14 protein-coding genes, 2 pseudogenes and 1 riboswitch are annotated in these 19871 nt (G+C 38.9%); of the genes and pseudogenes, 10 read left to right on the forward strand and 6 right to left on the reverse strand.

All coding sequences use genetic code 11. The features are described 5' to 3' along the window. Positions 1–143 precede the first annotated feature (143 nt). A complete protein-coding gene (locus CHI06_RS26500; protein ID WP_095251640.1) occupies positions 144–821 on the reverse strand; it encodes a GNAT family N-acetyltransferase in 678 nt (225 codons plus the stop codon). A gap of 195 nt (positions 822–1016) precedes the next feature. Then, positions 1017–1128: riboswitch (TPP riboswitch) on the forward strand. A 132-nt stretch (positions 1129–1260) separates the two neighbouring features. Here CHI06_RS26500 and thiC point away from each other — a divergent pair. Further along, the gene (gene thiC / locus CHI06_RS26505; RefSeq protein ID WP_095251641.1) at positions 1261–3036 is read left to right on the forward strand and encodes a phosphomethylpyrimidine synthase ThiC; all 1776 of its coding nucleotides are present in this window, start codon (positions 1261–1263) and stop codon (positions 3034–3036) included. Between the two features lie 322 nt (positions 3037–3358). On the opposite strand, the gene CHI06_RS26510 is transcribed toward thiC, so the two are convergent. Genes CHI06_RS26510 through thiS form a run of 5 tightly spaced genes read right to left on the reverse strand, consistent with a single transcriptional unit; the run spans position 3359 to position 6922 of the window. After that, complete coding sequence (locus CHI06_RS26510; protein ID WP_095251642.1) at positions 3359–3943, reverse strand: thiamine phosphate synthase; 585 nt, start codon at positions 3941–3943, stop codon at positions 3359–3361. Positions 3944–3951: 8 nt separating this feature from the next. Then, a complete protein-coding gene (gene thiH / locus CHI06_RS26515) occupies positions 3952–5106 on the reverse strand; it encodes a 2-iminoacetate synthase ThiH (protein ID WP_095251643.1) in 1155 nt (384 codons plus the stop codon). Positions 5107–5112: 6 nt separating this feature from the next. Further along, complete coding sequence (locus CHI06_RS26520; RefSeq protein ID WP_095251644.1) at positions 5113–5895, reverse strand: thiazole synthase; 783 nt, start codon at positions 5893–5895, stop codon at positions 5113–5115. Between the two features lie 14 nt (positions 5896–5909). Then, a complete protein-coding gene (thiF, locus tag CHI06_RS26525; protein WP_095251645.1) occupies positions 5910–6713 on the reverse strand; it encodes a sulfur carrier protein ThiS adenylyltransferase ThiF in 804 nt (267 codons plus the stop codon). Between the two features lie 5 nt (positions 6714–6718). Continuing rightward, on the reverse strand, positions 6719–6922 hold the full coding sequence (gene thiS, locus CHI06_RS26530; RefSeq protein WP_218833121.1) for a sulfur carrier protein ThiS: 204 nt from the start codon (positions 6920–6922) through the stop codon (positions 6719–6721). Positions 6923–8064: 1142 nt separating this feature from the next. Between thiS and CHI06_RS26535 the strand changes: the two genes are divergently transcribed. From CHI06_RS26535 to CHI06_RS26575, 9 genes and pseudogenes are all read left to right on the forward strand, one after another. Then, entirely contained in the window at positions 8065–9294 is a 1230-nt protein-coding gene (locus tag CHI06_RS26535; RefSeq protein ID WP_095251646.1) for an RtcB family protein, read from the forward strand. A gap of 412 nt (positions 9295–9706) precedes the next feature. Then, positions 9707–10624 (forward strand): GNAT family N-acetyltransferase, encoded by a 918-nt coding sequence (locus CHI06_RS26540; RefSeq protein ID WP_095251647.1) that lies wholly within the window; start codon positions 9707–9709, stop codon positions 10622–10624. Between the two features lie 187 nt (positions 10625–10811). Next, positions 10812–11054, forward strand: a pseudogene (locus CHI06_RS26545) (HAD-IIB family hydrolase); the annotation flags it as partial. A gap of 513 nt (positions 11055–11567) precedes the next feature. Beyond that, positions 11568–12788: an ROK family transcriptional regulator gene (locus CHI06_RS26550; protein WP_095251649.1), complete on the forward strand. Its 1221-nt coding sequence runs from the start codon at positions 11568–11570 to the stop codon at positions 12786–12788. 15 nt (positions 12789–12803) lie between these two features. Next, positions 12804–13679 (forward strand): carbohydrate ABC transporter permease, encoded by an 876-nt coding sequence (locus CHI06_RS26555; RefSeq protein ID WP_095251650.1) that lies wholly within the window; start codon positions 12804–12806, stop codon positions 13677–13679. 9 nt (positions 13680–13688) lie between these two features. Continuing rightward, positions 13689–14534 carry a carbohydrate ABC transporter permease gene (locus tag CHI06_RS26560; RefSeq protein WP_179292793.1) on the forward strand — a complete coding sequence of 282 codons (846 nt, stop codon included), beginning with the start codon at positions 13689–13691 and terminating at the stop codon, positions 14532–14534. A gap of 28 nt (positions 14535–14562) precedes the next feature. Further along, entirely contained in the window at positions 14563–15828 is a 1266-nt protein-coding gene (locus tag CHI06_RS26565) for an ABC transporter substrate-binding protein (RefSeq protein WP_095251651.1), read from the forward strand. Between the two features lie 76 nt (positions 15829–15904). Continuing rightward, on the forward strand, positions 15905–19255 hold the full coding sequence (locus CHI06_RS26570) for a glycoside hydrolase family 31 protein (RefSeq protein ID WP_095251652.1): 3351 nt from the start codon (positions 15905–15907) through the stop codon (positions 19253–19255). 69 nt (positions 19256–19324) lie between these two features. Continuing rightward, positions 19325–19871, forward strand: a pseudogene (locus CHI06_RS26575) (alpha-glucosidase); the annotation flags it as partial.

Here is a 19871-nt window from a genome sequence, read left to right on the forward strand (position 1 = left end):
CTGATGGCTTTTTAATTATGCTTCTGCTATTTGTAGTGCGAATTGGTTTGCTAATTCCATAAAAAAAACACAGATAACTGTCGTTGGAAATATCTTATTCAATAAAAGCATTGTTATAGCTCATGTAGGAGTCCTTTGTCAATTCAACTCATATGAATGTCTGTTCCAAATTGAACCAATTGTAGTTTCCTTGCCACAGATTGGGATGCGAAATTGTCCCAAGAAGTGCTATAAAGAGCAATTCGTCCTAGTTTCATTACCTCTGTAGCCCAAGCATTGGCAACATCTAATCCGTATCCTCTTCCACGGTAAGCTTCATGTGTAAATACACTTGCTTCGTCTGCTTTTGAGGTCTGCCTTGCACTACAACAAATTGAAACAGGTCTGTTATCTTCAACTATTACAAAACAGGGCTGCTTATACTCAAAATAATCAAATATATATGGGAAAAGAGGTTTTAAAATTTCTTTGTTTTTATGAGTTACTTTAATTGCTTTCGTGTAAGTCCTGTTCCTTGCATCAGGAAACACATATGCTGGTCCAATCCATAAATTATTTACTTGTCGGTCTAAACTTAAAACCTTTATTACTTCTCCTAAATAAGCACCAGTAGTTGTCCCAATAATTTGTTCTAACCGCTCTACAATGCTCTCATTCAACGAATTTTGAAACCTTACTATACTTCCCACTCTAGTGGCACCAATAAAAATTCTTGGTGCATCAGCGTATGGTGGTTCATTCACGACTGTCATTCGATTATCAGTATCATGTCTAAATAACACATTGACATGATGTTCCATCAATTCAAAATCAGATAACATATAATTCCTCCAAAAAAATCATCTTCAATCCAATATTCAAGATGCCGTTGGCACTTCCCTGCTTATTAAACAAAAATGATTTATTTGTTGAATTTATTCCTTTACCTCTAGCAAGTCATTTCGAATAAGGGAAATGTCTTCCATAATTTTGATACATGTGGTAATCTTTACAAGAAAGCTGAATATAGTGTTTTAGTAGTCTACTAGGGGTGTCCAATGGCTTGGACTGAGAGAAGAAGGCAAATTTCTTCGACCCTCTGAACCTGATCTGGGTGATACCAGCGTAGGGAAGTAGTGTCAAAGTTATGCGCTTTTAATGTGCAGGTTTTGACTACTTTTTTATGGCAGTTCCAGGTTCTGAATTTCATTCAGGGCCTTTTTTATTGTCTAAAACTACGTTGTAACTCTTCATCCGGCACACAAAAAAGGAGGAAGTTACATGCAAAAGCAAGAAGAAATGAAAATGGATTTAAAATCACAGTTTACAGGAAGTAAAAAGGTATATGTACAAGGATCTAGGCTAGATATTCAGGTGCCAATGCGAGAAATTTGCTTAGGTTCTACTGTTAGTACCTTTGGTCAGGAAGAAAATGAACCTGTACGAGTGTACGACACAAGTGGTCCTTATACGGACTCAACATACACCGTTGACATTAGAAAAGGATTGCCTGCAGTCCGTAAGACTTGGATAGAAGAACGTAAAGATATAGAAAGATATGAGGGTAGAGATATTAAGCCAGAGGATAATGGCTTAAGTGCTGAAGATCCACGTGCAAACATAGAATGTTTTCCGAATGTTAACAAAAGCCCATTACGTGCAAAAAAAGGCCGCAATGTAACACAAATGCACTATGCGAGAAAGGGTATGATCACTCAGGAGATGGAGTATATTGCCTTACGTGAGAATATGGAACCTTCTTTTGTACGAGATGAAGTGGCAAAAGGGAGAGCTATTATCCCAGCAAATATAAATCATCCAGAATGTGAGCCAATGATTATCGGGCGGAATTTCCATGTGAAAATAAATGCAAATATCGGGAATTCTGCAGTAACCTCTTCTATTGAGAAGGAGATTGAAAAAATGACATGGGCAACTCGTTGGGGTGCTGATACGATAATGGATTTATCTACAGGGAAAAATATTCATACGACAAGGGAATGGATTATTAGAAATTCACCAGTACCAGTTGGAACAGTGCCAATTTATCAAGCGCTTGAAAAGGTAAATGGGGTAGCAGAGGACTTAACTTGGGATGTGTACCGCGATACATTAATTGAGCAAGCAGAACAAGGTGTTGATTACTTTACGATTCACGCAGGGGTATTATTACGCTATATTCCAATGACCGCAAAGCGTACTACAGGTATTGTCTCACGTGGTGGTTCTATTCTTGCTCAATGGTGCTTAGCTCACCACATGGAAAACTTCTTGTATACACACTTTGAAGAAATATGTGAGATTTTAAAAGAGTATGATATATCTGTTTCTCTTGGGGACGGCCTAAGACCTGGGTCAATTGCGGATGCAAATGACGAAGCGCAGTTTGCTGAGCTTGAAACATTAGGGGAATTAACAGATATTGCTTGGAAGCATGATGTGCAAGTAATGATTGAAGGCCCAGGACATGTACCTATGCAAATGATAAAAGAAAATGTTGATAAGCAAATGGAAATTTGTAAAGAAGCACCATTTTATACATTGGGTCCATTAACGACAGACATTGCCCCTGGGTACGATCATATTACATCGGCAATTGGTGCAGCCATGATTGGTTGGTTCGGTACAGCTATGCTGTGTTACGTAACGCCGAAAGAGCATCTGGGATTACCAAACAAGGATGATGTACGTGAAGGGGTTATTACCTATAAAATTGCTGCACATGCTGCTGATTTAGCAAAGGGACATCCTGGGGCGCAGATCCGTGATAATGCCTTATCGAAGGCACGCTTTGAATTCCGTTGGAACGACCAATTTAATTTATCACTTGATCCAGAAAGGGCACGAGAGTACCACGATGAGACACTTCCAGCTGAAGGAGCTAAAACAGCACATTTCTGTTCGATGTGCGGCCCGAAGTTCTGCTCAATGAGAATTTCCCATGACATTCGAAATATGGCTAATGAAAAGGGGGGTTCCGAGGAACGTTTAATTGATGAAGGTATGAAGGAAAAAGCAAAGGAATTTGTAAAGGATGGATCCAAAATCTATCGATAAATGTACCTGTGTACCAGGGGGACGGTTCTGATGGCTTTTTTTTTCTCTTTGGGATTCTTAGTAAAAAGATTTCTATTCTTCCACTAGATCCAAATTAATCGGGTATTAGGGTTTCCAAAGAAAGCACTTGAATTCAAGTGCTTTCTTTTTTCTGCGGATTAGGTGTTTTGATACAATCCAACCTCTTTTTTATATGAATTTCTTCTTCAACAAACCTGTCAGCTTAACAAGCAACTTTAATAGTGTTTTGTTTCTGGCATTTTTACATCTGTTATTACATTAATTAATGCTTCATTTACCCACACGTAAAAACTTCAATAATTCAAATGCTAAAGTGCTTTGCCAGTTCAACGGGATGAGGACTGGTCATTGCTTCAGACATAATACAAAAACCCGCCGCACCTGCTCCTAGTATTTCTTTAACGTGAGTTCTTTTGATTCCGCCAATGGCATATACCGGAATACTGACCGAATCGCATACATCTTTCAGGAAGGAGAGTCCTCTCGGAGGTACTCCCTTTTTACTATCTGTTGGAAAAATATGACCTGCAATTAAACGGTCAGCCCCTAAGGATACAGCCTCTTTTGCTTCCTTTACTGAATGGACAGATGCACCAATCACGCTAAATGAACACAAATCACGTTGATATTTTCTTAAATTCGACATGGATAAATGAATATTGGCTAGTCCTAGTTCAGCTGCTGCAGAAATATTTTGATTGATGATAAACGGGACATCATGATACTGACAAATTTCGTTCATTTGAAAGGCTAAAGCTTTAAATTCATGAAGCCCTAAGTCTTTTTCCCTTAGCATGATGGCATGAGGCTTTCCCTTTGCTAATTGCTGAATTCTCTCCAGAAAATCCTCCTGGCAAAGCCTTCGATTGGTAATATGAATGAGCATGCGTTCACCTAAACCCTTATATAGTCTGTATAGACCGGCTGCAGACCTTTCTGGACAATCATGTCGTGAACTTCTTTAACGATTCTTTCATCGGAAATTTCAAACTGCTGGTCGCCTTTTTGTTCTTCTACATGACCGCCCACGCCAACATTCACACCTGCCGACATTTTCGTCGCCACCATGCCGGCAGTATGGTCACGGAATCCCGGTCTTTCCCGGGTGGAAATCGTAATTCCTGCAAATGGCATAAACAGGCGGTAAGCAAGCATCACTTGTAAAAGCTGCTTTTCGTGCACGTCTTTTGAATTATTATCTGCATTGTTAATATATGGACGTATCCGTGGGACGGAGAAACCAACTTCAGCATGCGGATACTTTTGTTGAATCAATTTTGCATGCAAGCCGGCCGCGAGGGCATCCTTGCGAAAATCATCTAGTCCAAGCAGCGCACCGAAGGAAACGCCGCGCATGCCGCCTAATAAAGCCCGCTCCTGTGCATGAAAACGGTAAGGGAAAATTCGTTTCGAGCCCCATAGATGAACCTGCTCATATTTATCGGGATTATAGGTTTCCTGATAAACGGACACAAAATCAGCGCCGCATTCCCTTAGAAACGCGTATTCGTCTACATTTAATGGGTAGATTTCTATTCCAACCGTTTTAAAATATTTGGTTGCCAGCTTAATCGTATTCCCGATATATTCAACATCTGATTTATAGCGGGATTCACCGGTAAGGAGTAAAATCTCTTCTAAACCCGTAGCGGCAATCGCTTTTAATTCATCTTCAGCCTCATTTGGATGAAGGACAGCTCGTTGAATTTTATTGGTTGCTTTAAAACCGCAATAGACACATTCATTTTCACAATAATTCGCAATATATAAAGGTGTAAAAAGCGTGATACTGTTCCCGAAGTGCTTCTTTGTTTTCTCCATTCCTTTCCGAGCCATCTCTTCTAAATATGGCAGCGCGGCAGGGGAAAGAATCACTCCAAAGTCCTCCAAAGATAAATGCTCTTTGCTTAAGGCTCTCTCAACATCATGTCCTGTGTATAGATTATAATTATATTTTTCTACCGTTTTTAACACCTTGTCCATTAAATCAGATGGTATGATTTCCATACCTTCCTGATACTGCATATGGTCAACTTTTTTTCTTCTCATCTCGTATTAATCCTCCAAAAATCCTGTTAATGGACTAGATGCTTCAGCTTTATAATCAAGTACTCTTCCTAAACCGGCTAAATAGGCTTCACGGCCAGCTTTTATCGCGTGTTTAAAAGCGCTTGCCATCATGGATACATTATTCGCTGTCGCAACGGCCGTATTACACATGACCGCCGCAGCCCCCATTTCCATTGCTTCGCATGCTTGAGACGGGCGTCCGATACCGGCATCAACAATAATAGGTAAGTCGATTTCATCAACTAAAATCTGAATGAACTCCTTTGTACATAGGCCTTTGTTGCTTCCAATCGGAGCACCTAAAGGCATGACCACAGCAGCCCCTGCATTGACTAGGGCTCTTGCCGCATATAGATCCGGGTACATATAAGGCATCACAATAAATCCTTCTTTAGCCAGCAATTCGGTTGCTTTAACAGTTTCTTGATTATCAGGCAGTAAGTATTTCGAATCAGAAATTACTTCCAATTTGATAAAATCCCCGCAGCCTAGTTCCCTTGAAAGACGGGCGATTCTTACAGCTTCCTCTGCCGTTCTTGCTCCTGAAGTATTTGGCAGCAGGGTAATATTGTTCGGAATATAATCCACAATATTCTCTTCGCCGCCTGTATTCGCTCTTCTTAGGGCTAGAGTGACAATTTCAGCTTCTCCATATTCAATAACGGCTTTCATAAAATCGAGTGAAAATTTACCTGACCCAAGAATAAAACGAGATTGAAACTCGTGTCCGCCAATCGTTAATCTATCTTTTAATAATGTCTCTTGCATGCTAAAAATCCTCCTTATACTTCTTCCTGTCCTACTAATAATCGTAGAATCATATTAGCTTGATGGCCGGCACAAATTTGCACTCTTGGTGCCATTAAACCTCTGCCAACCCTTGCTTCATTTTCTAAATCTCCGCATAGATATAATTGTTTCATTGGCCTCCTTGTCTGTATTAAATTAGAGCTGTCATAGCCTGCCATTCCGGAACCGGATACAATTTTACAATCGGGGAGCTGCTCCAATGCCGTATTAACCAGCATTGCTTTGGCATTCGGTTTGTCAAAAGCCTCACAAATGACATCGTAGCGTTCAAACAGTTCCTTAACATTTTCCTCTGAAATTCTAGTCATTCTTGTCTCGACTGTAATAAATGGATTAATCTCTTCTATCTGCTCTTTAAGAGCGGTTGTCTTTGGCATTCCCAGATGTCTTATGTAATAGCTTTGCCGGTTAAGATTACTAGGCTCAACAATATCAAAATCAACTAGTAACAGTTTGCCAACACCAATTCTCGCCAGCATGATCGCAATATTAGATCCAAGACCGCCTAAACCTGCGATGGCAACTTTTCCTTCTTTTACCTTCTGGTGGACGTATGGAGTATGCCTAGCCATCATCAAGCTTTCTAATTCTTCTTCTTCTGGCATGATGCCTTTTCGAATAATAGAGAGAATATCATGTTCATCTAAGGGTGAATCATGATCAATTTGAAATCCGTTTAAAATAACAATATCATCAGGATTTCCTATACTTTCTCTTACTTGGAATGCCGTCTGAAAAGTTGTTTCCTGTTCTTTTCCATTGATGATCATTTTCATGATGGTCAACCTCCTCCAACAAATCTAACAATTTCTAAAGTATCTTCTTCTTTAAGAATTAAATTCTTATATTCTACTTTAGGAACAATCTTTCTATTGCATTCAACTGCAATTTTTGTTAAATCAAAGTTTCTTAATGTTAAATAATCATATAAAGTTTGATCCTTCTCTACTGTCTCAATAGCCCCGTTTACCTTCACTTTTTCCACTTCCTTTCTCATTTTTAACAAAAAAAAGCACAAAAAAGGTAACACCCTTTCGGTGGTGCTCCCCATTTTGTGCTTCGTTTTATTAAATATTTAACAAAATTATATAATAATTATGTAACTAAGTCTATAAGAGATTTGTTGTCCATGGGTGTCCATGGGGACGGTTCTGATGGCTTTTTCTCTTCGGGATTCTTCGTAAAATAAGATTTCTCTGGTATAGCAGCGGTCATGAAAAATGTAGACGGCTGTAATCATTTGGCGGTTAAATTGGGGAAGAACCGTAGGAACCTTCCCGATGGGACGGCAGGGAAGAATGTTCTAGAACAAGAAAACCATCCTGCGCCGTAGAAAGCATAAGAGTGGTTCAATAAAAATAACCTAGATAACCATCATCCTGACGGTGGAGGATGCATGGAGAAGTGTGTTAATCCACTTCCCATGTCCATGTATACACAAAATTATTCCAGTTGAGAAGGGAGTGTAGAGCTTCCCGTGAACTTTTACTCCCCGGTTATGTTCGAGGATTAATCGGTTTTTAGATAATAGGTTTTTAGAAAATAATAAATTAATTTATGTTCACTATCGAGTAATTTTCAATCTGCTCATATGTTAGTCCATTTACCGACAATTATTTTGCCTGAGGCAATAGAGAAAGCTTTACATAACGGGATTTGTTCCATTTTTACTCAAACGTTTAATTAGTAAGCTATTTTGGGAGAACCTGTTACTAATTGTAGAAAGTCATTTTTGTTGGAGATCTTTGAGGTTTTTTCGAAGGAAGCACGGCTTGTCCTCGACAAAAGATTCTCTTGAAATGATGCTAGAGTTCGTTTTTCAAAAGGGTTTGTGGGACTTTTAATCAAACGTTTGTTTAGGGCGAAAGGTGTTGGAACTGGGAGGATTTTAAGATGTAAATTATTCTAAAAGCTTTGCTGGTTCCAAGCATATTACTAGGCAACTGCGTGGAAACAGAGACACAGATTATGTAGAACAGATTGAGAACTAATGCATTAAACATTGTAATAAGAATAAACAAAATAACAGATATTAAACTCAGTTAAATTGTCGCACGAAACTCGTTGTCAGAATGGTGTACTAAGTGGTAGCCTATTTGTAATCTGCTTTTGGGGGAGGGAAACCTAGTGATAACAATAACAGGGACACAAACAGAGGCAAAGGTATTTTCCAATTATCCGCAGGAAACGGCGATTGAGCAAATACAGGAGCTATGTAATCAAGCTTTTTTAAAGGATACAAAGATTAGTATTATGCCAGACTATCATGCTGGAAAAGGCTGTGTGATTGGAACAACCATACAGTTAAAGGATAAGGTAGTCCCTAACCTTGTTGGTGTCGATGTCGGCTGCGGCGTCCTGACCGTCAAGCTTCAAAATATAAAGCTTGATTTTAACAAGCTTGATAACGTCATTCGAACTTACGTCCCAAGCGGAAATGAGCTCCATTCAGATGAGACGGCAAGATTTATTAACACGAATTTTCCAGCCACAGAAGAGTTTAAGGCTGAGCATATACTGAGTCAGAATAAAAGTCTTTATAGCGTGGGAACGCTTGGGGGCGGGAATCATTTCATCGAAGCCTCTGTTGATACCGAGGGCAGTCACTATTTAACGATCCATACTGGCAGCCGGTATGTTGGGGCAAAGATTGCTACCTACTATCAAAAAGTAGCAATCTCAAAGCTTCGTCAACATGATTTAACCGAAATGATTGAACAATTGAAAGCTGAGGGACGAGAAAGAAAAATCCAAAAGGCCATTCAAGTATACAAAGAAAAGAATCCAGTAATTCCAAATGATTTAGCGTATTTGGAAGGTGAGGACTTTCATAATTACATGCATGACATGAAAATAGCGCAGGCATTCGCAAAAGCAAACCGCGAAGAAATTGCAAGAGCCATCATCGACAATATGGGATTTGAGGAGATTGATCGGTTCGATACGGTGCACAATTATATTGATACGGAGAACTTGATTTTACGAAAAGGTGCTGTTTCTGCGCAAAAGGGAGAACGGCTCATAATTCCGATTAACATGAGAGATGGTTCCATTTTGGCGGTGGGTAAAGGGAATGAGGATTGGAATTTTTCAGCACCACATGGAGCAGGCCGTGTCTTGAGTCGTACAAAAGCAATGAAAACCTTAAAGATGGACGACTTTCATAAAACGATGGAGGGTGTCTGGACGACATCCGTTTCCGAAGAAACGCTTGATGAAGCGCCAATGGCCTATAAGCCGATGAATGAAATCCTAGAAAAAGTCGAAGAAACATCCGAGATTATTTCCTTTATCAAACCCGTCTATAACTTCAAAGCCAGTGAAAAATATATACCTGGAAGATATAAAAAATCATAGTGTTATTAGTTGAGAGACTTCTTTTAGTCTCTCATTTTTTGCTGTCCATGGGTGTCCATGGGGACGGTTCTGGTGGCATTTATGTAAATAGGCTTCTGCGTTTTGGTAGCAGTCACGAACGTTATATTTTAAAAGAATTGAGGATTTAAATGGCCTTTTCTGTCCAGTCTGGTTATGTATCTACATCTAGGCACATTCTAGAAATCCCTCGATATGCAATCTATTCATTATTTACGAAGGAGGATTTTATCTATATTCTCTAGAAAACGATAGATGTTTCTAATTAATAAGAAGGTGCTGGGCACATTCCGTTTCTTGTTTTTTCTTCCGTTATTAAGTGTTTTATGTAATGGTAGATTAAGAAGGTTAATATAAATGGGTAATAACTCTGGCTTAAGGGAGAGAGAACTAGATGGAAAAGAAGTTTATGATTAAACATCCGACATTAGAAGATGCTCAAGCCATTACGGATTTGGTGGCATTGTGTGATATCGAGGATATCGGTGAACCGGATATTACATTGTCTGATGTACTTGATATGTGGAATTCCATTCCAATTGAAACAGATGCATGGATTGTCCTTTCTGCAACGAACGAAATCATTGGGTATGGTTTTGTTGAGGTAACAGGGGCTAACAGAATGGATACCTGTGTATTTGTCCACCCACAATTTAAAAATCAAGGAATTGGTTCACTTTTAATTAAAATTGTGGAGGAGCGTGCCCATGTTCTAGCTAATGGGAAGGATGGTAAGCAAAAGTTAATGAACCAAATTTCTTTTACCAATACTGCTGCTAGAAAATTGATTGAGGATCGGGGATATCAATTCAGCAGGCTATATGAACGAATGAAAATCGAGTTAGAAGAGCAGCCAAACCAACACCATTTACCAGAGGGGATAACGTTACGACCTTTTCAGCCTGATCATGATGAAGAAACGCTATTCACACTATACGACGAAACATTCCGGGATGCATGGGGGTATACCAAGAAAGATTTTTCTACATGGATTTCTCAAAAAAAGGGAGACGGTTACGATCCAAGCCTATGGTTTATTGTATGGAAGGATGCTAAGCCAGTAGGATTCCTCATGAGCAGAATGCAGGAGGATGGATTATTTATTGATTTATTAGGTGTAAAACGTGAATATAGAAAACATGGAATCGGGAAGGCGTTGCTACTACATACATTTGGAATCGCTCACCAACGTAATCAAAAAACGATTCTTTTGTATGTAGACAGTGATAGCCTAACAAATGCAAACCGCTTATATCAACAAGTGGGGATGAGGCCACATTCACAAACAGCGGTTTATATGAAGGAACTTTGATCTTTTGGTTCCAGGGGTTTCCAGGGGGACGGTTCATATGGTAATCGTTATAACTAAAAGCCAGGAGAACCGTCCCCATTGAACACATTGAACACCCATTGAACACAGAGTTATCTGGATTATTAAATGTCCTTCTTGTAGTATACTTATATGCTTTACTGACAACCAAGATTTAGGAGGACAAGATTTGTATAAACTAGTAGCAATCGATATTGATGGAACGCTGATGAATGACCGAAAAGAAATTACAAAAGAAGTAAATGACGCCATTCAAGCTGCTAAGGCAAAAGGCGTTAAGGTGGTCATCTGTACGGGAAGGCCAATTGTCGGTGTTCAATCAATTATCGAGGAATTGAAATTAAATGATGAAGAGGACTATGTGATTACCTTTAATGGTGCTCTTGTGCAAAATACATACTCCAAGGATGTATAATCCCAAATTACCTTAGCATATGAAAACTTGAAAGAACTAGAATGGTGAGAAGCTAGAATTAGTAGAAAGATAAGTGAATATAGCAAGAGGAGAACGAAAAAGAGGGGTATTTTCAATCACTAAACTGAGTAAGTGAGTGGTTCGCCGCTCTCTTTTTTTTGGAAAAGTTTCATTTTCCTTTATTTAAATAGGATTGCTAATCGGTAATTACTGAAAAGAGTGTGATTTGCCCCTCACCCCATACACCTAACAAAGGGGTTCATCCGCTATTTTATCAAGCGTTTGATTAGTAGAATTGGAGTTAACTAATCGTTTGATTAGAATTGCATTCGTGCTGTTAATACTGCGTTTGATAATCTAGGAGTGTAACCAAAAAATTTATTTTTGCGTCAATAAAAAAACTATTTGCTATATGAGAACCCTTACACTATAATAAACCTATACTTAATTCGTTCAATGAAAGAAGTAAGTTTTGAGTATTAATTCAGTGATTGCTTGAGGTGAAATCAATTGCGTGTCCTTAGGAACGGCAGTAAAGAACTTATAAAAGATATTAATCGTTTTAAAGTATTAAATATTATTCGAGAGCAGCAACCTATCAGTAGGATCGAAATTTCAAAGCAGTGTGATTTGGGCGTTTCAACGCTTACCTATATTATTGAGGATTTAACGAGTCAAGGCTTGATCCATGAGGCTGGTGAATCCACTTCTACTGGCGGCAGAAGGGCTAAATTGATTGAATTCAATAAAGATTATGGATCAATGATCAGCATTAAAATTGAAGAGAAGCAGCTTCTGCTGGCTCTTACGAACATGAATGCAGAAATTATTGACGTTATTAAGGTGCCCATTCATAAGTACTCTACACCAGAAGCCGTTATCGATATTATTGTCGATCAGATACCTATGATTCTTACGAAGAATAATAAAGAAATCTCAACCTTACTTGGTATAGGCATTTTATCTTCAGGCTTAATTAATCGTCATGAAGGAATTATTATCCGATCAACGATGTTAGGCTGGAATAATGTTCCGATTGCTGACATGTTAAGAGCAAAGTTTCCTAATATTCAAATCTTTGTCGATAAGAACATTAATGGATTCACGCTTGCCGAGTTATGGAAGGGAGAGGGGCAGGAGAGTAATGACTTTCTTGTAGTATCTGTAGGGGCTGGTATCGGGCTGACAGTTGTGATTGGACGTAAAATTAATTATGGTTCGATCGGCGGAGCTGGGGAATTTGGTCATACTACGATCGAAGTAAATGGATATCCTTGTCATTGTGGACAAAATGGCTGCCTAGAGATGTATGCATCAGAGTTCTTTTTCGAAAATAAAGGAAAAGATTTACTTTCCCACTATCCAAATACTTCACTTGAGAATTTCTCTTTCTCTGAAGTGGCCAAACAAACAGAACTTGGAGATGAACTTGCTATCCTATTGATGAAAGAAATGAGTCAATATCTTGGTTATGGAATTAGAAACCTTATCAACACCCTTAATCCTGACAAGATTGTGATGGCTGGTGAAGGAATGAAGTATAGTCATTTATTTTTAGATGATGTCTGTCACATTTCTCAAGAAAACTTTTTTTCAAAAGTAGATATTCAAACAAAAATTGTTCCTTCCAGATTACGAGATAATGAATGGCTGGTTGGAGGAGCTTTACTTGCTATTAATCATCTATTCCAGGAACCAATCTATGAGGGAATGGAAGTTAAAGGATTATAGGGGGGGTAATGCAGCATGGTTGGAATGACAAGAAAGAAAACCTTGTTTTGGCTCTGTATTTTTTTAATACCGAATTTACTGGGTTTTCTAATTTTTATTGGTACTCCTATACTATCGTCATTAGTCATCAGCTTTACGAATTGGGATTTGGTAGGGTCCATTCAATTCACAGGTGTTGAGAACTATATTCGACTAGTAAAGGATCCAGGCTTTTGGTCAGCTTTTAAAAATACCTTCTTATTTATTATAGGCTATCTGCCCTTGGTCATGGTACTTGGGCTCGCTAGTGCCTTATTACTAAATCAAAACATGCGATTTCGGGCATTGTTTCGAGCTGTGTATTTTTTACCGGTCGTGACGAGCTGGGTGGCTGTTTCGCTTGTATGGAAATGGCTTTACAATCCAAGCTATGGATTAATCAACTATTTATTATCTCTAGTGGGGGTCACAGGACCCGAGTGGTTAAATGATCCCAAAACGGCGATGCTGGGTATTATTCTTACTAGTGCCTGGAAGGACATCGGATTTATTATGGTACTCTTCTTAGGCGGGTTGCAGAATATCTCTCCGTCGTACTATGAAGCGGCTTCGATTGATGGGGCGAATAAATTGCGTAAGTTTTGGAGCATTACCTTGCCGCTTTTAACACCGACCACCTTCTTTGTTACGATTATTTCTTTGATTAATTCGTTTCAAGTGTTTGACCAAGTTATGATTATGACGGCAGGCGGACCCGGCGGTGCTACCACTGTACTAGTACAAAATATTTATAATCATGCCTTCCGTTATTTTGAAATGGGATACGCATCTGCCATGAGCTGGGCTCTATTCCTTGTTATATTCATATTCACGCTGATTCAAATGAAGCTGCAGAAAAAGGGGGAAAATTAGGTGGAAAACATCGTAAATAAAAAGCAAATAAATCCCCCTAGGCTGATAAAAAAGATACTTTTTTATACGGCTTTAACTGTAGGAGCTTTCATCATGTTACTTCCTTTTTTGTGGATGGTTTCTACTTCCTTTAAATCGGGTAATACAACCATGGTTCTTCCGCCTGAGTTTATTCCGAAGCAGCCAACAGTAGAAAACTATCAAACCGTTTCACAGATGTTTCCAATGATTCAGTTTCTGGGAAACTCCTTTCTTGTTGCCGTCCTAACTACAGTAGGACAAATAGTTCTTAGCTCTATGGCAGCCTATGCTTTTGCGAGAATGCAATTCAGAGGAAGAGATAAGCTGTTTTTGCTATATCTGGCCACGATGATGGTACCTTCTCAGGTAACGATGATTCCTCAATTCATTTTAATGAAAGAATTAGGATGGTTAGACACCTATCAGGCACTTATTGTCCCAGGGATGTTTGGCGTATTTGGCACGTTTTTAATGCGCCAGGCGATGTTAAGTGTTCCGAAGGAGTTAGAAGAGGCTGCCTTTATGGATGGAGCGAATCACTTTCAAGTTTTTTCGAAGGTATGTCTGCCATTAGTAAAACCAACGATCGCAACACTCGGAATTTTCACGTTTATGTCTTCCTGGAATAATTTCTTGTGGCCGTTGATTGTAACAAGTTCAGAAGAATTAGCGACATTGCCTTTAGGGTTATCACTCCTTCAAGGCCGCTGGGCAACTGACTGGAGTTTAATGATGGCTGGAGTGGTCATTAGCGTGATTCCTATTTTAGTGGTTTACCTTTTCGCTCAAAAATACTTTATTCAGGGTATGACAATGAGCGGAATGAAAGAATAAAAACAAATATACGCTAGGAGAGGTTAAGATGAAAATTAGAAGATTGTTGGTATTATCAATTATTGCTTTACTAGTTTTTGCTCTTGCAGGTTGTTCTTCTTCAAAAAATTCTGACGAGGCTAATGGAAAAACAGTCATTAATTACTTTAGCTTTTCGGCAACACCTGACCATGAAACACAATTAAATGAAATGATTAAAGCCTTTGAGGCGAAAAATCCTAACATTAAAGTGAAAACTGAATTAGCTGCTTATAATGATTACTTCACAAAATTACAGACTCGTATTGCTGGCGGCAAGGCTCCAGATGTATTTGAATTAAATTATGAAAACTTCGTCGAGTATGCCTCAAAAGGTACACTTGTAGATCTATCAGGGTATATCAAGGATGACAAAGATTTTAAACCAGAACAATTAAATCAACAGGCGTTTAAAGCTTATCAATATGATGGAAAACAATATGGAATGGTCGAAAGCTTCTCTAATGTACTGACATTCTATAATAAAGATTTATTTGATCAAGCAGGAGTTGCCTATCCAACAGCAGATTGGAAATGGGCGGATGAACTCGACGCTGCGAAAAAATTAACAGATAAGAACAATAAAGTATGGGGTACTTTCGCTCCAGTTACAATGAATGAATTCTTTAAAATTGCAGCACAAAATGGCGGGCAAATTTTTGATAACGATGGAAATATCGCGATCAATAGCCCTGAAAATTTAGAAGCATTAAATTACATGGTGGATAAAGTAACAAAAGATCAAATTTCTCCAACACCTGCTGATCTGTCTGGTCAGTCACCGGAGGATTTGTTTAAAAGCGGAAAATTAGCGATTCTTCATACTGGAATCTGGATGTTTGATGCGTTTAAGGATCTTCCGTTTAAGTGGGATGTACAGCTTGAAGCAGGCAACACTAAGCAGGCACACCATTTCTTCGCAAACGGACTTGCGGTTTCGAAGGATTCTAAACAGAAGGAAGCAGCATACAAATTTGCTTCATTTATGAGTGCAAGTGAAGAGGTTGCAAAAATTCGCGTAGATTCAGCATGGGAATTACCAGCAATTACGAATCAAGATATTTTGAATCCTTACTTAGAAAAAAATCCTCCACAAAACAGGAAGGCTGTATTTGAAGCATTAGATTCTTTAGTACTGCCGCCTGTTGTAGAGAACTGGAGTAAGATTAGTGACGCAACAAACAAACAATTCGAACAAGCTTTGAATGGTGAGAAGTCAACAAAAGAAGTATTAGAGTCGTTGGAATCTGAATATAAGCAAATACTGAATAAATAATACTTTCTCAATAAAATGAAAAAAGGATATAAGTGGTTCCGACACTTATATCCTTTTGTATAAAAGGGAGACTATCATGAAACAATCAAAGGATTTTATTCGTTTACTATCTGTCTATCTTGAACAATTAAAAGGAAATAGTATAGAAGTAGAAACTTTTCTAGTCGATCATCAGCCTGATTTGCAGCGGGATTCTTTTTTCACTATTTCAACGTGGGTATGGATCCTGCAAAAGCAAATTTCACTTCAACCAAATAATCCCCCATTATTATCGATTGATTATATTCCATTTACAGAGTATTTATGTGAACAATGGTCAAAACCATATCCAAGTATATGGGGGGAAGATAGAACAGATATCTATCTATCAAATATAGCTATGGCCTATGCTGCGCTTCTTGAAACGAAGAATGTCAGAAACCATTCCATGGTACAGAAGACGATGACGGAAATTAGAGATTATGTATTCAGTCATTTACTGTCAGGCGATTCTGTCTTAAATGGGACTAATGAAAGAAGCCTATCTGTTGACCAACTGATAGCGGTTATGCCGTATGGATTATTTTCACCGGAGGACTTGGTTGTGGTTGAAGCTGTTCAGAGAATGTCTTTGCAATTAGCGAATGAAAACGGTTTATTGCCATTTGTAGGTGCAAGGAATCCATCTTCTGCGGCCGCGGCTATGTTTGCCCTCTATTATTTAGAAAAATCGGATCGTGAAAAGGCACTCTATTATTCGCAAATGGCTCGGAAAGAAAATGAGTCGGATGAATTAGCCGATGTCATCTTAGAAATCTATGATTTTTATGCAGCGGAAGGTAACTTGGAAAAAAACAAAATTGTTCATACGCCATATGGACATGGAAATGTGTACATTCCACAACTAACAGAGAGAATTCCCCATTCTCCAGCATTAGATGAGTACCTTCAGTTAACTTGTCAGGTTATGACGGATGAGACGGTAGAATCTGTTGTCGTGAAGATAGAAAACGAATCGAAAACATGGAAGCATGAAGAAGTATTAAAACCAATGGTAAAAAATAATACGCAAGTATACGAAAACAAGTTATCACCACTTCCGTCTCATGAGAGCTATCAGTATAACTTTGCTGCCACCCTTAGCAGTGGAAAACAGGTGGTGTCAGATTACTATGAGGTTTCAACCCTAGAAAATCATAGAGTTGAACAGTTCCATTTAATTAAACAAACTGATAGTGAGCTTTTACTAGCGTTTGGCGAAGCCGAAGGAACACATGGTTTATCCTTTTCCTTTAGAGAACGAGGGCTGGATATTTGTTTGCAGCAAAATGTGCAGGTATCTAATGAAGGGAATGCTTCGAATTCTGCCATTTTGGAATCTGGTGATTACAGATTAAAAGTAATTCTAGATCAAGCAATCATTGAACTATACAAAGGCGATGAAAGAATTCTAGCCACCCATCCACTCTATTCGGCCATCGAATGGAAAACGGACGTAACGCAGCAAGTGAAAGAATTTCTCATTCATTGGTATAGCCCGGAAAGTGAACAGTTTTATGGATTTGGGGAACGTTATAATTCAATGGAACAGCGCGGACAAGTGATTGATTGCTTTGTATATAACCAATATCGTGATCAAGGAACAAGAACCTATATGCCAATCCCGTTCTATCTAACCAATTCAGGATATGGGTGTTTTATTGATACCCAGTTATATACCAAATTTGATCTTGCTCGCGAGCTAAAAGATAAATGTACGATGACGATAGAGCAAGTGCCTTATATCGCCGATACTAAGATTCATTTATATTTTGGTGATTATAAAGAGAACATTCAATCCTTTACCAATGACACAGGAAAACCAAAAATGATTCCTGTCTGGGCGCTTGGTCCATGGATGTCCAGTAATAACTGGGATCGAGAATCCATCGTAAGGAAAGAAGTGGAGACAACGAACCACTATCAAATACCAGCAACCGTTTTGGTTCTAGAACAATGGAGTGATGAGGCTACCTATTACATGTTCAATGATGCTGAGTACGACCTTAAGAATCCTGACGAAAGCCATAGCTACGAGGAAATGGTGTTTCCTGAGTGGGGAAGGTGGCCAAACCCGAAAGGAATGGTCGACTATCTTCATGACAATGGATTAAAACTAATCCTTTGGCAAATCCCGATTCAAAAATATTTAAACAAACAGAAGCATCCGCTTAAAGATTTAGATGAAGCCTATATGATTGAAAAAGGCTATGTGGTAAAAAATGAGGATGGCACGCCCTATCGTATTCCTGAGAACTGGTTTACCAACAGCTTAATCATGGATTTTAGTCATAAAGAGGGTACGGAGTGGTGGTTTAATAAACGGCAATATTTAATCGACATTGGTGTAGATGGTTTTAAAACCGATGGCGGTGAATTTGTTTTCGGGAAAAACCTGCAATTTGCTAATGGTCAAGCAGGCAGTGAAATGCGCAATCAATACCCTAATGATTATATCGCTGCTTATTATGATTTTGCCCAGCAAAATAATGGTATCACGTTCAGCCGGGCGGGATATACGGGAGCACAGAATTTTCCTGCTCATTGGGCAGGTGATGAACGCTCAACGTTTGCAGCATTTAAACGATCTTTAATCGCAGGTTTAAATGCTGGATTAGCGGGGATTCCTTTTTGGAGCTGGGATTTGGCTGGTTTCAATGGAGAAATCCCTTCGGCGGAACTGTTTATGCGTTCTTCCGCGATGGCGGCATTTTGTCCTATCATGCAATACCATGCGGAAAGTAAAGCTGAATTTAATCAAGACCGGACACCATGGAACATCGCGGAGAGAACAGGGACAAATCAAGTCATTGATGTGTATCGTTTCTTTGCCAATGTCCGTATGAACCTTTTACCTTATATCTGCCAGGAGGCCAAAAAGGCGAGTGAATCTGGCCTGCCGATGATGAGGGCATTAATGGTTGATTATCCAGAGGACAGCAGGCTGCGAGGATTGTATGATGAATACCTTTTTGGGGAATCTTTATTGGTTGCACCAATTATTGAAGAAGGTGCGATTACAAGAAATGTTTATTTGCCAGCAGGGTGTTGGTTTAATCTTTGGACAAATGAAAAGGTGAGCGGACCAGTCCTTACTACTGCAGAAGCACAAGTGAACCAGATACCGGTTTATGTTAAAGCGAATACAGCAGTGATTTTCAATGTCGACGATAGCAGGCAGCTAGGCTCATGGGTAGGAAATGATATAACAGAATATCATACTCCTATTTGCAAAATTTATTACGAAGCTGATTTTGAGCAAACACTTACAGATCATCTCGGCAATAAAATCGTAGTTTCCGTACAAGAGGAAGAGGATGTGCTGGTACTGAATGTGGCCAGTGAAATAAATGACTTGCAATTTGAAGTGGTTGGGTGTTCTAAACCGCTGAGAATTACAAGGCAGTAAGCTTGATTCCATTTACAATCCGTGGTTCCCTTTATCACGGATTGTAATAAAAGCAAAGGAAGGTCCATTATGTTAGAGACAACAAGTTATGCTATTTTGCCATCTAAGGTAAATCAAAAAGCTGAAGTCCGTCACGCTGTTACTTCCGTTCTATCCTATGAGTGGGATGGGAGGGTTTTAACAGGCACACTTTCAAAAGGTACATTTTGTATCTATTTTATTAATGATAAGACATTGAGATTCATTGTAAATCCTTTTGGTGAAGTAGATGCCGCTCCTTCCATCGCTGCTGTTGGTGATCATGAGTGTATGTCTGGAACGTTAGAGGAAAATGATCACAGCCTACATTTACAGATAAACGGAAATGAGGTCATGATTGAAAAAGAGACTTTTAGGCTGAGTGTTAAGAGAAAAGGGGAAGTTTTATTTCAAACAGAATCTCCTTCCGTCGCCTATAATTTAGAAAAACATATTTATTTTTCTGTAAAAAAAAGTCCCCAATCTCCCATCTATGGGTTGGGTGAAAAAAGTGGATTTATTAACAAAAATGGATCAAAGATCAGCAATTGGAACACAGATGTTTACGCTCCTCATAATAAAGATACCGTAGAGCTCT

The organism is Bacillus sp. 7884-1 (assembly GCF_002272245.1).
In the GTDB taxonomy this organism is placed as follows: Bacteria; Bacillota; Bacilli; order Bacillales; family Cytobacillaceae; genus Neobacillus.